Here is an 18086-nt window from a genome sequence, read left to right on the forward strand (position 1 = left end):
GAGGGCGGACGTCACGGTGCCGGTTCGGGCCGGGGTTGCGTGGCGGGCGGGTCGGGAACCAGTTCCTCCGGTGCGGGCAGGCGCCGGATCCGCCGGGTAAGGGTGGGGAGCGCGGCGAGCGTGGAGACGACGGCCATGAAGACGAACACCACGCGGGCGCCGCCCAGGTCGAACAGGGTGCCGATCGCGAAGATGCCGAGCGGCTGTGCGACGTACGCGAGGAAGGTCACCGCACCCATCACCCGGCCCTGCATCCGGTCGGGCACGAGTACGGCGACGTACGCGAAGAAGAGGGCGTTGACGATCGGGCCGCGCAGGAAGACCACGCCGAGCACGACGCCCAGCGAGATCACGCCCGGCAAGGTCATGAGCAGTACCGCGGCCAGGGGCCCGAGCCATGCCGCGGCGAGGAACAGCGTGGCAGGGCCGAACCGCTTGAGGGCCCAGGTCGCGAGGGCCGCCCCCACCAGGCCGCCGGCTCCGGCGATGGTGAGCATCAGGCTGATGGACCCTTCGGAGGCGCCTCGGTCCCGTCCGGTGGCGATCAGCGCCAGGAAGGCACCGGTGTGGTTGAACGCCATGTTGGAGCCCATGATCCACACGATCCAGACGAGCAGCACCGGGGTGTGCAGGATGAACCGGAATCCCTCTCTCGCCTTGCCGCTCTCCCCGCCTCCTGCGCTCTTGAGGTCCGCGGCCTGCAACGGTTTGCGTACGAAGAGCAGGGCGACGGCCGCGGCGGCGAAGGCCAGGCCGGTCCCGAGGAACGGCAGCGAGCGCGCCACCCCGAACAGGGAACTGCCGAGCGGCGCACCCGCGACGGTGGCGCCGAGCGGCCGGATCTGGTTCTGCGCGGTGGCCTTCGTGAGTTGCGAGGGCGGCACCACCTGTTTGATCGCGGCCAGCGCGGGTGGTTCGGACAGGCCGAGACACAGCGCCGAGCACGCAACGAGGACGAAGACCAGGGCGACGTTCGCCCGGTCGGCGGCGACCAGCACGCTGAAGAGGACGAGCAGCAGGGCGCGGGCGCCGTCGCACAGGATCATCAGGCGACGCCGGTCCGCGCGGTCGGCGAGCGAGCCGCCCCAGATCGACGCGGCGCCTGCCACCAGGAGCTGGACTGCGCCGATGGCGCCCGCGTAGGCGGCCCGGCCGGTGACGGCGAGGATCAGCAGGGGGTAGGCGACCTCGGCGGCCTCCTTGCCGATGGAGGCGAAGAAACGGCTGATCCACAGGGCCTGGAAGTCACGGTTGCGGATGAGCGGAACCGGCGCGGCGGTCGCCGGCTTGACCTGCTCGGTCGCCGCCGGGGCCGCCTGCTCGGTCGCCGCCGGGGCCGCCTGCTCGGTTGTCGCCGGCGCCGCCTGCTCGGTTGCCGCCGGCGCCGCCTGCTCGGTTGCCGCCGGCGCCGCCTGCTCGGTTGCCGCCGGCGCCACCTGCTCGCCCGCCACGGCCGTTCGCTGTTCGGCCGCCGCCTCGGGATCTGTCACGGGTTTTGCCAGCCTTCCCTCGAATCGGACCGCCCGTGGCGGGTGAGTGCGGCGCCCAGCTCCGCGGCCGCCTCGCGCACATGTGGTTCGGTCAGCATCGACCAGTGGTCGCCCGGCACCGGTCGTACCTCCACCTGCGGGTGGAGCGGGGCGAGTGCGCGTCGCACCCGGGCGACTTCGGCGGGCCCGGCCCCCGCTTTGAGGACGACGGCGGGGCAGCGCACCGGGCGTGGCCGGTGGCGCAGCAGCGCACGGATGCGGGAGAGGAAGACCCGGCGCAGCCGCGGGGCGCGGCGCAGTCGCGCCCCGAAGGCGCCCCGGCCGAGCAGCACTTGGGCCTGCAGGCGCAGTTGGGCCGCCAGGAAGACCGGGGAGGTGGCCGCGGAACGCCCCTTGCACTCGGGTGCGTACCCGTCCAGGCACAGCAGGACGTCCACGCGCTCGCCCGCGTCCGTGAGCTGCCGGGCCGCCTCGTGCGCGACGACCGCTCCGAACGACCAGCCGCCCAGCGTGTACGGCCCTTCGGGCTGCACCCTGCGCAGCGCGGCGACGTGCCGGGCGGCGATTCGCTCGACGGAGGTACCGACGGGCGGGTCGCACTCCAGGCCGTACACCGGCCGGAGCGTCTCCGTCAGCGCGACCAGGTCACGGTAACCGGCGATGCTGTCGAGGGAGTCGGCTGCCAGGAACACGGGCCGGCCCGCCCCGGGGCGCAGCAGGACCGTCCCTGGAGGCGGTGGTGCTCCGACGGCGCGCTCGACGAGGTCGGTCAGCCGCCCGAAAGTCGGCTCCGTGAGGAAGTCGGCCACCGTCAGCGTGGCCCCGAAGCGCCTTCGTACGTCACCCATCAGGGCCACGGCCATCAGGGACTCCCCTCCGAGCGCGAGGAAGTCGTCGCTGTCGGCCGCGGCCGGCACGCCGAGGGCGGCACACCAGAGCTGTTCGACACCGCGACGCAGTACGGCGCCGTCGGACCCGGTCGGGTGCACGGACACCGGAGCCACCGCGCCCCCGGAGAGGGCCGGGCCCCCGGCCGCGCCCGCCCGTGCGGACGCACCGGACGCAGCGGATCCGAGTGTGCCGCCGCCGGCCTCCTGGTCCGGCTCGACCGGCTCGAAGGGCTGCGCCGGCAACGACCTCCGCCTGGGCCGGGGTTCGCCCGTGAGCTCGACCAGGTCGACATCGGCGCCCCGTTCCCACAACACCCCCAGGCCGCGCAGCAACGTGGCTTCGGCGCGGTTGGCGTCGCCGCCGACGAGCGGAACCGTCGTGTGCGTCGGATCCCATTCGTGGTGCCGGCGCAGTGCCCCGCTCATCGAGGTACCGGGGCCCAGTTCGACATAGGTGTCGAAACCATCGCCGAGCAGCACCCCGAGGCAGTCCTCCAGGCGTACGGTGGCGCGCAGTTGCTCGGCCCAGTGGTCGGGCGTCATCAGCCGTTCCGGCGCTGCCCAGGACGCGGTCGCGTTGGACAGTACGCGCAGGGCGGGCCGCTGCGCGGGCACCGCGGCGACGGCTGCGCGCAGCGCGTCGGCCGCACCCTCCATGGCGGCCGAGTGGAATGCCCGGTGGACGTCGAGGAGGCGTACGTCGAGCCCGTCGAGGGTGCCGCTGTCGAGCAACTGGTCCATGGCCGGGCGCGGCCCGGACAGGACGGTACGGCCGGGGCCGGCGACGGCGATCTCGACGCCGGGGTGCGATGTGCCCGTGAGCGCCGCGAGCACGGCGGCGGACGCCGTGACGGCGGCCATCCTGCCGGGCTCGGTGTCGCGCATCGCGGAGGCCCGGGAATGCACCAGGCCGACGGCCTGTTCGGGGGTCCACACCCCGGCGAGCGCGGCGGCCGTGTACTCCCCGATGCTGTTGCCGAGCAGGGCGCCGGGGGTCACACCCAGCCCCATGAGGTGGCTGCCGAGGGCGTGCCCGAGCGCGAGCAGCCCGAGCTGCTGGTGCACGGTGTCCTCGAACCACCCGTCCGGGGCCGTCCCAGGGTCGACGACGGGTGTGAGGTCGACCCCGCACACGTCGCGCACCATCTCGGTCCAGGTGTCGAAGGCCGTACGGAAAGAGGGCAGCAACCGGTACGCGGCGGCGCCCGCCGCGTCGGTGAGGGTGCCCTGCCCCGGCAGCAGGAAGGCGACCCGCTCCAGGGACCCGCCGGGGGCGGACGGCACCGCTGTGCGCAGGGCCCGCGCCGCGTCCTCGGCGCTTTCGGCGACGACGGCCTGCCGCCAGGGCAGTCGGCGGCGGTCGGCGAGCGTACGGGCGGTCTGGGCGAGCAGCTCCGCACCGAGCGCCACGGTGTCGCGCGGCGCCGCGTCACCCGCCACGCCGTGCTCCGGGTCCCGCGCGGACTGCCGGCCGGCTCCGTCCGTGCATCCGCCCTCCGGCGGGGCAATCGCTTCGAAGGTCTCCGCCAGCTCCAGCCGCAGGCCGTCGCGCGACTGCGCCGACGTACCGGACACGGCGAGCAGCCGCGCCGCGTTCCGGACGGCCCTGCGGCCCCGTACCGGGGGCCCGGCCAGCACCACATGGGCATTGGTGCCGCCGACCCCGAAGGCGCTGACGGCGGCGAGCCGGTGGCGGCCCTCGGGCTGCGGCCACGGCACGTGCTCCGCACAGATCTTGAAGGGCGTCCGCTCCAGACCGAGCAGTGGGTTGGGCCGTTCGTAGTGGAGGGTGGGAACGAGCTCGCCGTGCTCCAGCATGAGCAGGGTCTTGATGAGTCCCGCGACGCCGGACGCCGAACCCGTGTGTCCGAGGTTGCTCTTGACGGCACCGACCCAGCAACTGCCGACGGCGTCGGTGGTCGTGCGGAACGCGTCGGTGAGGGCCTGGAGTTCGACCGGGTCGCCCATCTTGGTGCCGGTGCCGTGCGCCTCGACGTAGCCGATGTCCGCCGGGTCGACACCGGCCGTCTTCTGCGCCAGCAGGATCACGTCGCGCTGTCCGGCGAGGGAGGGCGCGGTGTAGCCGATCTTGTCGCTGCCGTCGTTGTTGAGGGCCGTGCCGAGCAGCACACCGGCGATGCGGTCGTCGTCGCGCAGCGCGTCGTCGAGGCGCTTGAGGACGACGATGCCCACGCCTTCGCCCGGTACGGTGCCGGCCGCGCCGGCGTCGAAGGGCCTGCAGTGCCCGTCCGGTGAGAGGATGCCGCCCTCCTGGTGCAGGTAGCCCCACTCGCCCTGCGGCGTCAGGGACACCCCGCCGGCGAGGGCCGCGTCGCACTCGTACGCCAGGAGGCTCTGGACCGCCGTGTGGACGGCCGTGAGCGAGGTGGAGCAGGCCGTCTGCACGGTGACGGCCGGGCCGCGCAAGCCGAGCTTGTACGCGGCCCGGGTGGTCAGGAAGTCGGGGCGGCGCCCGATCATCTGGGCCAGCGGGTCGGCGTCGGGCCGCTCCGGCAGGACCGGTCCTTCGGAGCCCGCGTACACGCCGATCCAGCCGGGGAAGCGGGCCGGGTCGAGCGCGGCGTCGTCGAGCGCGGCGGCGGCACACTCCAGGAAGATCCGGTGCTGCGGGTCGAGCAGGGCGGCCTCGGCCCGGCTGTAGCCGAAGGCGCGCCAGTCGAACCGCCGTGACCCGTCGAGCACCCCGCGGGCCGCCACGTAGTCGGGGTGCCACACCAGGTCGGGGTCGGCGCCCGCGGCCACGAGGTCGTCGCGCTTGAACTGGGTGATGCCCTCGGCGCCGGCCCGCAGCGCACGCCAGAAGCCCCGCACGTCCTGGGAGCCGGGGAACCGGCAGGCCATGCCGACCACGGCGATCGCGGTTTCGCCGTCGTGCGGATACGGGGCGGGGGCCGTATGCGAGAGGGGATGCGTGTTCACGCGCGTCCTCCCGTGCCGGGGCGGCGGCCGCGGCGCCGGGCGGCAACGCGCGCGTCGAGCTCGCTCGAAGCCCGGCGGTCGGCGGTCGACTGCTCCTCCGGGCGTCCGACGAGGCGCGCCATGGCGCCCACGGTGGTGCACTCGAAGAGACGCTGGACGGGGAGTTCGACGCCGAACGCACGGCACAGCTCGGCGTGCAGGGTGACCAGCTTCAGTGAAGTACCGCCGAGGTCGAAGAAGTTCGCGTCGGTGCTGGGCGCCCGGGACTGGCCGAGCCCGAGGACGGCGGCCCAGATCCCGGCCACCCGGCGCTCGGTGCCCGGGTCGACGGGAGCGTACGGAGCCGGTGGTGCGGTGCTGCTCGCGCCCGCCGCGCCCCCGGGCGCCGCCGTGGCACCGGGCATGGCGGTGGCGCCGAGTGACGCCGCGAGTTCCACCACCGTGCGCGAACCGCTCTGCGCGAACGCGGCCAGGAAAGCTGGGTAGAGCCGCGCCAGCTCCCGGACGGTTCCCGCCGGGAGACGGTCGCCCCGGTACACGAACTCCCCGCTCAGCCGCTCGCCGGTGACGGTCAGCCCGACGGTGAGGGTGAACTTGCCGAGGGCCGCCGTGCCTTGTGCACCCTCCAGCGGCAGGAGTACGGCGTCACCGAGCCGTGGCGGGGTCGCCGAGCGCGTCTGCGGGGCGAGCACCACGTCGAGGTACGGGGTCGCGCCCGCGGTACGTGGCGGGGCGAGGGCCTCCACGACGCTGCCGAACGGGACGTGGTGGTCCTCCAGCGCGTCGAGTACGCCGTCGCGTACCTCTTCGAGCAGCTCGGCGACCGTCGTGCCCGCGCCACAGCGAGAGCGGACGACGACGGTATTGAGGCACGGGCCGACCACCCGGGCGAAGGCGTCGCCCTCGCGGGTGTCAACCGGGAAGCCGAACGTCAGGTCGGTGTCGCCGGTGATGCTGTGCAGCAGCGCGGCGAGGGCGGCGGAGGCCACCATGAACCACGACATGCCCAGGCGGTCCTGGAGTGGACGCATCCGGTGCAGCAGCCCGTCGGGCAGGTCCAGCAGCACCGTGCCGTGCGGCTCGGGCGCCGTGGGGGCGCTCAGGCCCGAGCGGCTCGGCGCCCCGCGCAACCGTTCGGTCCAGCGCGCGAGCGCCTCGGCGTCGGTCCGCTCCGTGACGGCGGCCAGCTCCCGGAACTGCGGCCCCGCAACCGCGGTCCCTCCCCCGTACTCCCGCCGGAGATCATCGAGGAACACGGGCAACGACGCGGCATCGAAAACGATGTGGTGGACCGTCAAGGTGAGGACCTGGCCTCCCTCCGGTCGGTCGATCAGCCCGGCGCGCAGCAGCGGTCCGGCCGCGAGGTCGAAGGTGTGGTCGGCGGCGGCGCGCAGCAGCCCGGCGAGCTGCTGCTGGTCGACTGCCCGTTCCGCACGCACCTCGGGCCGCCAGGGCCCGCCGATCAACTGGCGCAGCCCGTCGGGGCGCCGTGCGAACGTGGTGCGCAACGACTCGTGCCGGGCCACCACGCGCTCCAGGCAGTCGGCCAGCCGGTCCGCGTCGAGGTGCCCGTCGACGCGCCAGGCGAACGGTACGTTGTAGAGCCCGGGTTGCGGGCCGAGGGTTTCGGCGAGCCAGATCTGCTCCTGGAACGCGGTTGCCTTGCTCTCCTCGGGGGCCGCGACCGTGGCGGCCGGGCACCGGCCCTCGGGCTCCGTCTGTGCGTCGATGTGCGCCGCCAGATCGGCGAGGACCGGGAGGCGGAACAGGTCACGCAGTCGCAGCCGGGCGCCGAGGCGTTCACGGATGCGCGCGGTCAGTGTGACACCGCGCAGCGAGTGGCCGCCGAGGTCCCAGAACGAGGCGTCCCGCGAGGTCACGGGCGTCTCCAGGAGCTGGGACCACATCTCGGCGAGGATCCGCTCGGTCGGGGTGCGCAGATCCTCCGCTGCCTCGGCCCCAGCCGCGGGGGCCGTCGGTCGGGTGAGGAGTTCGAGCATCCGGGCCCGGTCGGCCTTGCCGGTCGAGCCGATCGGCAGCTGATCGAGCACCAGCCAGCGGGAGGGGACCATATAGCCGGGCAGCCGTTCGGCCAGGCGCGCGGACAAGGCGGCGGACAGGTCGGCCGGAGCGGTCCCGGCGCCGGCGGCCAGGACACAGCCCGCGAGGTTGCTGTCGTCGGTCTTTTCCACGAAGGCCGCCGCTACGAGACCGGTGGCGACGGCGGCGCGCTCCACCTCCTCCAGTTCGACGCGGAAGCCGCGCAGCTTGACCTGCCGGTCGCGCCGCCCCAGCATCTCCAGCTCACCGTCCGGCAGCAGACGTACCGAGTCCCCGGTGCGGTAGAGGCGTTCACCGGTCGTGGGGTCGGTGACGAACCGTTCGGCGGTCAGCTCCTCGCGGTGCAGGTAACCGAGTGCCACTCCCGGCCCACCGAGACACAGTTCGCCGGGCTCGCCGACCGGCACGGGGGCCAGCTCGTCGTCCAGGACGTACGCGGTGGTGCGCTGGAGCGGTCGGCCGATCGGTATCCGTTCCCGTCCGGCGAGGCTTTCCTCGGTGCACAGGAACCACGTGGCGAACGCCGTCGCCTCGGTCGGCCCGTACCCGTTCACCAGGCGCCCGGGTCCGCCTGCGGCAAGCACGCGACGCGCTGCTGCCAGGTCGAGCTGCTCGCCACCGACGACGAGGGTACGCAGGCCGGCGAAGGCGTGGGGCAGCTCCGCGGCAGCGGTGTGGAAGAGCGAGGTCGTCAAGAACATCACGGCCACGTCCTGTTCGCGCACGAGCGCGACCCACTCGTCAAGGGCGAGATCGGTAACGGTGGGCAGCGGCACGACGGTGCCGCCCGCACAGAGTGTGGACCACACCTCGCAGGTCGTCACGTCGAAGGCCGGGTTGCAGGTACCCGCCACCCGGTCCCCCGGCTCGATCGGGCAGTATTCGGCACCCTCCACCAGGCGCACGACCGCGCGGTGCGGCACGACGACGCCCTTGGGCCGCCCGGTCGAACCGGAGGTGTACGTGACGTAGAGCGCGTCCTCGTCCGACGGCGTCGCACCGACCGGCGCCGGCCCGTCCACCGGTCCGCCGGCCGGTCCCTCCGTCACCGCACCGTCCGGCCTCAGCACGGGAGTCGAAGAGGGTACGCGCGTGTGCTCGCCCGCCACCGCTGCGACGGCACCCGACTCGGCGAGCAGGTCCGCCACCCGCTCGGACGGCGCCTGGAGATCCAGCGGCAGATAGGCGGCGCCGGAGCGGGCGATGCCGAGGAATGCCACGACGAGGTCGGCGGAGCGGGGCAGGTCGACGGCCACGATGTCACCGCGTCCCACGCCGCGCTGCGCGAGCGCCGCGGCGAGCCGGCCCGATCGCCGCCACAGCTGTGCGTACGTGAGGCAGACGCCGTTCACCGGGTCCTGTACGGCGGCTTCGTCCGGCCGGGAGCGCACCCAGCGTTCGACCAAGGCGGGCACGCCGGAGCCGGCCGCGAGCCGGGCCCGGTCGATCTTGCCGTTGGAGGTGAGCGGGAACCGTGACACAACCACCACCGCGTCGGGGACGAGGTAGGCGGGAAGATCCCGGCGCAGAGCACCCCGCAGGGACGCGGCGTCGGCGCTCGCGCCGCTTTGGTTCATGACGACGTAGGCGGTCATCCTGGCGCCGCCGTCGCCGTCCTTGTCGACGACGACCGCCGCCTGGGCGACCGCGGGGTGCCGCACGAGCGCCGCCTCGGTCTCGCCGGGCTCGATGCGGAAGCCGTTGACCTTGACCTGCCGGTCGAGGCGGCCGACGTACCGCAACTCACCGGCCGCGTCCCGGCGGACGAGGTCACCGGTGGCGTACATCCGCTCACCGGCGGTGCCGTACGGGTCGGGCCGGAACCGCGCCCGGGTCAGCTCCTCGTCGCCGTCGTAACCGGCGGCGACGTGCGCCCCGGCCACGTACAACTGGCCGGTCCCGCCGTCGGGCACGGGCCGTAGTTCCTCGTCCAGGACATGCACGCGGGTGAAGTCCATCGGCCGGCCGATGGGGACGTCGCCGTCCACCGGCGGGCCGGGGTGGATGCGGTGCCGGGTGGCGAAGGTGGTGGTCTCGGTGGGCCCGTAGCCGTTGTAGAGGGTGACATCGGGACACGCCGCGACGACGCGCCTCACCGCGTGCGGCGGGACCACGTCACCCCCCACCCACACCTCGCGGGCGCCCGCCAGACAGCCCGGGTCGCCGGCGGCGAGCGCCCCGAACAGGCCCGCGGTGAGCCACAGCGCGGTGACCCGGCCGTCACCCAGGAGGCGCCGCAGCAGCGGTGCGTTGATCTCCTCGGGCGTCACCACGACGCGGCCGCCCGACAAGAGGGGCACCCACAGCTCGTAGGTGGAGGCGTCGAAGGCGTGCGGCGAGTGGAACAGCACCCGCTCGTGGGCGCCGCCACGCCACACCCGGTCGCGGGCGAGGGCGAGCACGTTGCGGTGGGTGACCCGTACGCCCTTGGGAACGCCGGTGGAACCCGACGTGTGCATCACGTACAAGAGATCGTCGGCCGTCGGGGCGCCGGTCATCGGTGCACGGGAGCCGGGGGCCCAGCGGTCCGCGTCCTCGACCCCACCGTCCTCGGTGACCCGCAGCGTGGGCCGCCCCGCCGTCACGGGGTGCTCCGAGGTGCTCCCGTCCACCACGAGGAGCACGCAGTCGGTGCCGTCCGCCATCGCGGACAGCCGCGCCCCGGGCGACCGCACATCGAGCGGGACGTACGCCGCACCCGTCTTCGCGACGGCGAGCAGGGTCACCACCACAGCGGCGGACCGCTCCATCAAAACGCCCACCCGACCGCCGGGGCGGGCCCCCGCGGCAATCAGCCAATGCGCCAGCTGCTCGGCGCGCTCGTTCAGCTCCGCGTAGGAAAGCCGCTCCTCGCCGTGCCGCCCGTACTCGACCGCGACCGCTCCGGGGGTCTGTCCGACCTGCTTCTCGAAGACCTCGGGGAGCCCGGCCTCCTCGATCACGACCGGGCCCTCGGGCCCATCACTCAGCCCTTCCATGACAATCTTCCACCTTCCAAGACGTGCGCGTACGGCGACACCGCACGTGGCGAACGGGGGCCCGGCCCCGGCGCGCGGGACCGGACCAGCCGGATGGGAAAAGCCGGACCTCGATGGCAGAGGAATTCGAGGCGGACCGGGGACGACGAACGAGGAACGGTCGCGTCGGACCGACTCTCCTCGAAACTCCCGCACGGGCGGGGCCCGACGGCGGGCCTGGGGCCCAGGAAGCGCACTATCCCTTGCCGCGGCAACCACACATTGCGCGGACCACACTGGCGGACACCTCGACCGCCCTTCCCATGCCACCTCCTCCCGGAGACCCTTTACAAGATCAGGTGGCTCCACGACGCTAGGATCCCGCCTCCCCCGATTCAAGAACCGTCCAGCCACTCTGGCCGGAATTGACTGATCCGGCAGTCCTTTCGCCCCGCCTCTGACCTGCCCCGACGGCAACCCGGTGCAGCTCCGGCGGAAAGTGTGATCCTGTCGGCCCACTGGCTCATTCCGCCCTCTTGATACCTCGACACCGTGTCGCTTACCGGGCGGCAAAGGTGCAACTGCCCACGATTACGGCCGAAGTGCGTGTGCGCGACCGACCCCGGCCTCCTCCCCCAACCGGGACGCCGTTCTCGTACCAGCCCTCGGCCGCCCACGGGAGGTGGCCCGTTTTGACATATGCCGTCACAATTGACCGTGCCTGCTGTTCCACTGCCAGGCTGGAGAGCCGTGAAGGAAGAGGCCTTGCGCTCGATACGCGGTCCCGTCCGTCGTCCAGCCACCGGGTGCGGAGAGACGAGGAGTGGACCATGACCAGTCCAGCCGAGCGCGCACGGATGGGGCGCGCGGTGCGCAAGCGGGTCTCTCGGGCCTCCCACGGGCGGTGGGCGCCCGCCGAAGACCGGACCGATCCCCTGTGGGTACTGGAGCGGCAGGCCGCCGACCGCGTGGCCGAGCTGCTGCCGATCCGCTACGGGCGGATGGCGGTCTCCCCGTTCACCTTCCTGCGCGGCGCCGCCGCCGTCATGGCCGCGGACCTCGCCGCCGCAGCGAACACCGGTCTGACCGTCCAGCTGTGCGGGGACGCGCACCTGCTGAACTTCGGCGTCTTCGCCTCGCCCGAACGGGCCTTGCTGTTCGACCTCAACGACTTCGACGAGACCCTGGCCGGCCCGTTCGAATGGGACGTCAAGCGGCTCGCCGCCAGCGTCGCGGTGGCCGCCCGCGACCTCGGTCACGGCGACGAACGCGCGTGGCGGGCCGCCCGCGCCGCGGTAGCGGCCTACCGGCGTGCCATGCGGCAGCTGGCCGAGCAGGGGGAGCTCGCCGTCTGGTACCAGCGGATCGACCCCTACGCCGTCCCCTCCGTGCTCCGCGGCAAGCGACGTGGACGGGCCGAGGCGAACTTGGCACGTGCCCGGGCGCGCACCAGCCTGCAGGCACTCGACAAGCTCACCGCGATCCAGGACGGCCGTCGGCTCATCATGCACGACCCCCCGCTGCTGGAGGCGGTCGACGAACGCGCGATCCGGGCCGTCGGTGCGATCTTCAGCCAGTACCGCGCCACCCTCCCCGAAGAGCGTCGCATCCTGCTGGACCGCTACCGGTTCGTCGACGCCGCCCGGAAGGTAGTCGGAGTGGGAAGCGTGGGCACGCGCTGCTACATCGTCCTCCTGACCGGCCGGGACGAGCGGGACCCGCTCTTCCTCCAGCTCAAGGAGGCCGTGCCGTCGGTACTGGAGGCCCACCTCCCCGCCGGTGGCCACGATCACCACGGCCACCGGGTGGTCGCCGGGCAGCGGCTGATGCAGGCCACCGGCGACATCTTCCTGGGGTGGACGACCGGACCTGAGGGGCGCCACTACTACTGCCGCCAGCTGCGCGACATGAAGGGATCGGCGGCGGTCGAGACCATGAACCCGTCCCTGCTCCGCCGGTACGCCGCACTGTGCGGCACCGCCCTGGCCCGCGCCCACGCCCGCTCCGGTGACCGCATCGCGATCGCCGGGTACCTCGGCAAGGCCGACACCTTCGACCGGGCCGTCGCCGACTTCGCACTGCGCTACGCCGACCAGACCGTCTGCGACCACGCCGCGCTCACCGCTGCCGTCTCCGCCGGCGGCATCACCGCCACCCCCGGCATCTGACGGGCAGCCCCGGGGCGGTGAGCGAGAGCTGGCGGCCCTTCGGTCAGGAACCCCGAAGGGCCGCCGCCGGATGCCGGGCTCAGCCCGGAGATCGACCACGCCGGCCCGCGGCCACAGCCGTGGGACCGCCACGGCGCTCACCGGTGTCAGAGCGACGCGCGCCGTGCCGAGGCCGAGTGTTCACGCTCAGGTCCGGTACCGGTAGAGGATCCGGCCCCGGGTGAGGTCGTAGGGGCTCAGCTCCACGAGCACCCGGTCGTAGGGGAGGATCCTGATGTGGTTCTTCCGGATCTTCCCGCTGATGTGCGCGAGCACCTCGTGCCCGTTCGGCAGCTCCACCGTGAAGGTGGCGTTGCGCATGCATTCGACAACGGTCCCCTCCATTTCGAGACCGCCCGATGTCTTCGGCAAATCACTCATTCCTTGAAGTCGTTGACGTGAAAGCTGGAACTCGCTGAGATGTGGCGGCGCCTCACCGGCGCACCATCTCCAGGTTCCCGCCCGTGCACCTGGCGCCGACGCCCTCGAAGAGCGCTACGGCCGCGGCATTGGATTCGTCCACCTCCGCCCATGCGGTTTCGGCCGCGGAGCGGTGCAGTGAACCCAACGCGTGAGACAGCAACGCCCGCGCGATCCCGCGGCGCTGCGCATCGGCCAGCACCGCGATCAGCCCGATCCGCGGCCTGCGGGGTACCGGCGCCACCCGGATCAGCCCCACGTAGCGGCCGGACAGTTCCGCCACCGCGTACTTCGACGGGTCCACGATCGTGACCCCGGCCGGACGGGGCAGCACCTCGGCCGGCATCGTCCGCCAGCCGACCGTGGCCTCGACCTCGTCGCGAATCGCCCGGTCCAGTACGCGCAGCGGGCCCTCCAGTGCCCCGCCGGCGGGCACGATCGTCACGGCCGACGGCGGTCGCACCGTGCCGAGCCCGGTCGCCGACGGGTCGGTGGGCACGGCGTACTCGCGCTCACGGCGGCCTACGGTGAAACCGGCCCGCTCCCAACCGGCCCTGGTCTCGCGGTCGGTCTCGTCGACGACCGCGTACAGCGGCATCGGCAGGTCCGCCGCCATCGCAGCGGCGAGCCGGTCGAAGACCGCGCCCTGCCACGCGTCGATGCTGACGAACATCCGCCCGTCGAACCTGCACACGGCGTCGCCGCGACCGACCTCGCGGTCGTCCTCGACGGCGAGCCACTGCGTCTTCGCGACCTGGATGATCGTTATCGGGCGCTCTCCGGCTCCCGAAGTGAAATGCGATGTGTTCATGATGATGGCCTTTCAGGAGTGCCTTGTCGGTGGAGGCACTCCCGAGGACACCTATGTCACTCGCGCACCGTGCGGGAAAGGGGGAGCACCCACTTGAGAACAACGTTCACGGGTCTCACCTCCTAGCGGCCTGTCACGGTGATCCGCACGCTACCAAGCGGTCGGCGTCCGGCCCAAGCCATTTTCACCGGACACCCGCCACCGAGGACACCCACCACGTCTCCTTCGACCCGCATCCGACCGCCGACCGCAAGTGCGGAGCAGTGATCGCCAACGTGCGGGCGGCCCCGCGGCGCTTCCGCCCGGTCGGGGCGGGGGCCGTGCCCTGGGGCCGGTCAACCACTGACACCCCCACACGCGGCGAAGCCCAGCGGCCCACCCGCCCCTCAGCGCCCACCCCCGAACCCAGAGGCGGGCGCCACGCGCACTCGCCGCGCCGGCCCCAGCGAAGCAGCTGGGGCGGGACGCGAACGGGGACGGGAGCATCGACAGCGCGATCCGCACCTTCGTCACCGACGGCACATCACCCATGCACGACGCCCTGGTCAGCACTGGCTAGGGCCTGTTGCGAAAGTGGATCTTGTTCGGTGATGATCACCTGTCGTGGGACGTGGGGATCTGACGAACGGCCAGTGGGCCCGGCTTGAGCCGTTGCTGCCGACGGGCATCAAGCCGGGTCGTCCGCAGGTGTGGACGCGGCGGCAGCTGATAGACGGCATACGGTGGCGGACCCGGACCGGCGCCCGTGGCGTGACGTGCCCGAGCGTTACGGGCCGTGGGACCGGGTCTACGACCTGTTCCGTCGCTGGCAGCGGGACGGGACCTGGGCCCGGATCCTCACCCGGCTCCAGGCCGAGGCCGACGCGAAGGGCCTGATCACCTGTGAGGTTAACGTCGACTCCACCGTGTGCCGTGCCCACCAGCACGCCGCAGGCGCGGCGAAAAGGGGGACCTCCAGAAGGAGCCGCCCGGCGGCATCGCGGTCGAGCCGGCCGACCACGGCGTCGGGCGTTCCCGCGGCGGGCTGACCCGCAAGATCCACCTGGCAGTCGAGCAGGGACAGAAGCCGCTGTCCGTGGTGATCACCGCTGGGCAGCGGGGTGATTCCCCGCAGTTCGAGCCGGTCCCGGAGGCGATCCGGGTGCCCCGGATCGGGCTTGGCAGGCCGCGCAACCGGCCGGACCGGGTCCGGGCCGACAAGGCGTACGACTCCCGCAGCAACCGCTCCTACCTGCGCAGACGCGGGATCAAGGCCACCATCCCGATCCCGGCGGACCGGGTCCGTGACCGGCTGAAGCGCGGCTCGCGAGGCGGCAGACCGCCGAAGTTCGACAAGGACGACTACGAACAGCGGCATGCGGTCGAGTGCGGCATCAACCGCCTCAAGCGCCACCGCGCCGTCGCCACCAGGTACGAGGAACTCGCCGTCCGCTACGAAGCGACCGTGCTGATCGCAGCCATCAACGAATGGCTCTGACCAGCCGGTCTGCGGCAGAAAGCACCCGGAAAGCACGTTGGGGAGGATCCGCCTCACCTGACACCCTGGCACGATGCTGCTCCAACTGACCGGCTCCAGCTGCTCGGGCAAGACCACGCTCGCCAACGCCGTGGGCGAACGACTTGAGAAGGCCGTCGTGCACGACTTCGACGAACTCGGCGTGCCGGAAGGCGCCGACCGTCAATGGCGCAACCGCATGACCGAGATGTGGGTGCGTCGCGCGCTGGAGTACCAGGACCACGGACTCGATCTCCTGCTGACCGGCCAGTCCCCGCTCGGGGAAGTCCTGGCGGTGCCTTCGGCACCGCTGCTGGACGGCATCGCGGTATGCCTGGTCGATGTCTCCGACGAGATCCGGCGCCGGAGACTCACCCACCGCGACCCCGGCCGGTGGGACCCGCCGGCGGTCGACGCCTTTCTAGGATGGGCCGACTGGCACCGCAAGCACGCGCGGGACCCCCGATTCCGGCCCGACGTCATCATCAACGACAGCTGGCCGGAGATGGCCTGGCAACACTGGACCGAGTGGACGGCCGACGACCGGCGATGGTCCACCCACCTGATCGACACCACGGACCAGCCCATCACGGACTCCGCAGACCAGGTCACGCAATGGATCGCCGGACAGCGTGAGGCCCTCCGATCCGGCCGCCTCGCACTGTCACGAGGCTGGCCAGATCAGACAACCTCCGAGGCCGACGCCACCTCTTGATCCACTTTCGCAACAGGCCCTAGGGGCCTTCCGCGGGAAAAAGTCGGGCGGTGATGTCGAGAACCAGTGACCGGCTCCGTCCCCGTACTGAGAGCGGCCAGAATGGGCCGCACCAGTACCGAGGAGAGTCACGATGGCCAAGTACTTGCTGCTCAAGCACTACCGCGGCGCTCCGGCTCCGGTCAACGACGTGCCGATGGATCAGTGGACGCCGGAGGAGATCTCGGCCCACATGCAGTACATGAACGACTTCGCGGCCCGCCTCGAGAAGACCGGCGAGTTCGTCGACAGCCAGGCGCTCGCCCCCGAGGGGACCTTCGTCCGCTACGACGGCGAAGGGCGCCCGCCGGTCACGGACGGCCCCTTCGCCGAGACCAAGGACCTCATCGCCGGCTGGATGGTGATCGACGTCGACAGCTATGCGCGCGCCCTCGAACTGGCCGGGGAACTGTCGGCCGCCCCCGGAGCGGGTGGAAAGCCGATCCACGAATGGCTCGAACTGCGTCCGTTCCTGGGCTGCCATCCCACCATCACGGAGTGACCAGGCAGGTGACTCCGATGGACGAAGCCCTGCTCCGGAACCTCACCCCGCACGTGCTCGCCGTCCTCGTCCGCCGCGGAGCCGACTTCGCGGCGGCCGAGGACGCGGTGCAGGACGCGCTGGTCGAGGCACTGCGCGGCTGGCCGGCCGGTCAGCCGCGGGACCCCAAGGGCTGGCTGGTCACCGTCGCCTGGCGCAAGTTCCTCGACGCGACCCGGGCGGACACCGCCCGCCGCCGGCGTGAGGACCGCCTCGACGAGGAACCGGCGCCCGGACCCGCGCCCGCGGTGGATGACACGCTCCAGTTGTACTTCCTGTGCGCCCACCCGTTGCTGACGCCGTCCTCCGCGGTCGCGCTCACGCTGCGCGCCGTCGGCGGGCTGACCACCCGCCAGATCGCCCGGGCCTACCTGGTGCCCGAGGCGACCATGGCGCAGCGGATCAGCCGGGCCAAGCGCACCGTGGCCGGTGTGCGCCTCGACCGGCCCGGCGATGTCGCCACCGTGCTGCGCGTCCTGTACCTGGTCTTCAACGAGGGCTACTCCGGCGATGTCGACCTCGCCGCCGAAGCCATCCGGCTCACCCGGAAACTCGCGGCCGCCATCGACCACCCCGAGGTGGCGGGGCTGCTCGCCCTGATGCTGCTCCACCACGCCCGGCGCGCCGCCCGGACCACACCGGACGGCAGCCTGGTACCGCTCGCCGAGCAGGACCGCAGCCGGTGGGACACGGCCATGATCGCCGAGGGCGTCGCCATCCTCCAGGCAGCCCTCGCCCGCGACCTGCTGGGCGAGTTCCAGGCCCAGGCCGCCATTGCGGCCCTCCACGCCGACGCGCCCACCGCCGAGGCGACCGACTGGGTCCAGATCCTCGAGTGGTACGACGAGCTGGCGCGCCTGACCGACAGCCCGGTCGTCCGGCTCAACCGTGCGGTGGCCGTCGGTCAAGCCGAGGGACCGCGCGCCGGCCTGGCGGCACTCGCGGAGCTGGACGCTTCTCTGCCCCGCCACAGCGCGGTGGCGGCGTACCTCCACGAACGCGACGGCGACCTGGCGACGGCGGCCCGGCTCTACGCCGAGGCGGCCCGCAAAGCACCCGACCTCGCCGAGCGCGACCACCTGACACGCCAGGCCGCCCGGCTCAACGCCCGCCGAGGTATTCGGCGTTGATGCGCTGGGCTTCTTCGAGTTGGTCTTCGAGGATGACGATGCGGCAGGCGGCCTCGATGGGGGTGCCGTGGTCGACGAGCTCACGGGCGCGGGCGGCGATGCGCAGCTGGTAGCGGGAGTAGCGGCGGTGTCCGCCCGGGGAGCGGAGCGGGGTGATGAGGCGCGCTTCGCCGATGGCGCGGAGGAAGCCCTGGGTGGTGCCGAGGATTTCGGCGGCGCGGCCCATGGTGTAGGCGGGGTAGTCGTCGTCTTCGAGACGGTCGAACGAGGCGTCTGCTGTCACTTTCACCTTCTGCGTGGAATGCCAATGCCTTTGGAATGCGTGGAGGGGCCCTGGTGCCGTACGGCACCAGGGCCCCGAAGGAACTGCTACACCATCTGCCGGCCCTG

The 18086-nt window shown here is 72.6% G+C and carries 10 protein-coding genes and 1 pseudogene; 5 read left to right on the plus strand and 6 right to left on the minus strand.

What is annotated here, in order from left to right; translation table 11 throughout:
* Positions 1-11 precede the first annotated feature (11 nt).
* The 3 genes from ACZ4M3_RS17060 to ACZ4M3_RS17070 are packed head-to-tail and all read right to left on the minus strand — an operon-like array spanning position 12 to position 10359.
* Positions 12-1490, minus strand: coding sequence for an MFS transporter (locus ACZ4M3_RS17060; RefSeq protein WP_467733326.1), 1479 nt, complete (start codon positions 1488-1490; stop codon positions 12-14).
* On the minus strand, positions 1487-5320 hold the full coding sequence (locus ACZ4M3_RS17065) for a type I polyketide synthase (protein WP_467733328.1): 3834 nt from the start codon (positions 5318-5320) through the stop codon (positions 1487-1489). Before ACZ4M3_RS17065 ends, ACZ4M3_RS17060 begins: the two co-directional genes overlap by 4 nt.
* Positions 5317-10359 (minus strand): amino acid adenylation domain-containing protein, encoded by a 5043-nt coding sequence (locus tag ACZ4M3_RS17070; RefSeq protein ID WP_467733330.1) that lies wholly within the window; start codon positions 10357-10359, stop codon positions 5317-5319. The genes ACZ4M3_RS17065 and ACZ4M3_RS17070 overlap by 4 nt, the downstream gene beginning before the upstream one ends.
* An 809-nt stretch (positions 10360-11168) precedes the next feature.
* Here ACZ4M3_RS17070 and ACZ4M3_RS17075 point away from each other — a divergent pair.
* Positions 11169-12506: a DUF2252 domain-containing protein gene (locus tag ACZ4M3_RS17075; RefSeq protein WP_467733332.1), complete on the plus strand. Its 1338-nt coding sequence runs from the start codon at positions 11169-11171 to the stop codon at positions 12504-12506.
* A gap of 186 nt (positions 12507-12692) precedes the next feature.
* Here the strand turns inward: ACZ4M3_RS17075 and infA are convergent, their stop codons facing one another.
* Entirely contained in the window at positions 12693-12890 is a 198-nt protein-coding gene (gene infA, locus ACZ4M3_RS17080; RefSeq protein WP_467734005.1) for a translation initiation factor IF-1, read from the minus strand.
* A gap of 88 nt (positions 12891-12978) precedes the next feature.
* Entirely contained in the window at positions 12979-13776 is a 798-nt protein-coding gene (locus tag ACZ4M3_RS17085; protein WP_467733334.1) for a GNAT family N-acetyltransferase, read from the minus strand.
* A gap of 603 nt (positions 13777-14379) precedes the next feature.
* On the opposite strand from ACZ4M3_RS17085, the pseudogene ACZ4M3_RS17090 reads away from it, so the two are divergent.
* From ACZ4M3_RS17090 to ACZ4M3_RS17105, 4 genes and pseudogenes are all read left to right on the plus strand, one after another.
* Positions 14380-15253, plus strand: a pseudogene (locus tag ACZ4M3_RS17090) (IS5 family transposase).
* 73 nt (positions 15254-15326) lie between these two features.
* Positions 15327-15986 (plus strand): DEAD/DEAH box helicase family protein, encoded by a 660-nt coding sequence (locus ACZ4M3_RS17095; protein ID WP_467733336.1) that lies wholly within the window; start codon positions 15327-15329, stop codon positions 15984-15986.
* A gap of 133 nt (positions 15987-16119) precedes the next feature.
* A complete protein-coding gene (locus ACZ4M3_RS17100) occupies positions 16120-16527 on the plus strand; it encodes a YciI family protein (protein ID WP_467733338.1) in 408 nt (135 codons plus the stop codon).
* Between the two features lie 17 nt (positions 16528-16544).
* Positions 16545-17696 (plus strand): RNA polymerase sigma factor, encoded by a 1152-nt coding sequence (locus ACZ4M3_RS17105; protein WP_467734007.1) that lies wholly within the window; start codon positions 16545-16547, stop codon positions 17694-17696.
* Here ACZ4M3_RS17105 and ACZ4M3_RS17110 read toward each other — a convergent pair.
* A complete protein-coding gene (locus ACZ4M3_RS17110) occupies positions 17668-17979 on the minus strand; it encodes a MerR family transcriptional regulator (protein ID WP_467733340.1) in 312 nt (103 codons plus the stop codon). The genes ACZ4M3_RS17105 and ACZ4M3_RS17110 overlap by 29 nt on opposite strands.
* Between the last annotated feature and the right edge of the window lie 107 nt (positions 17980-18086).

It is taken from the genome of Streptomyces sp. NPDC026522, from assembly GCF_055567555.1.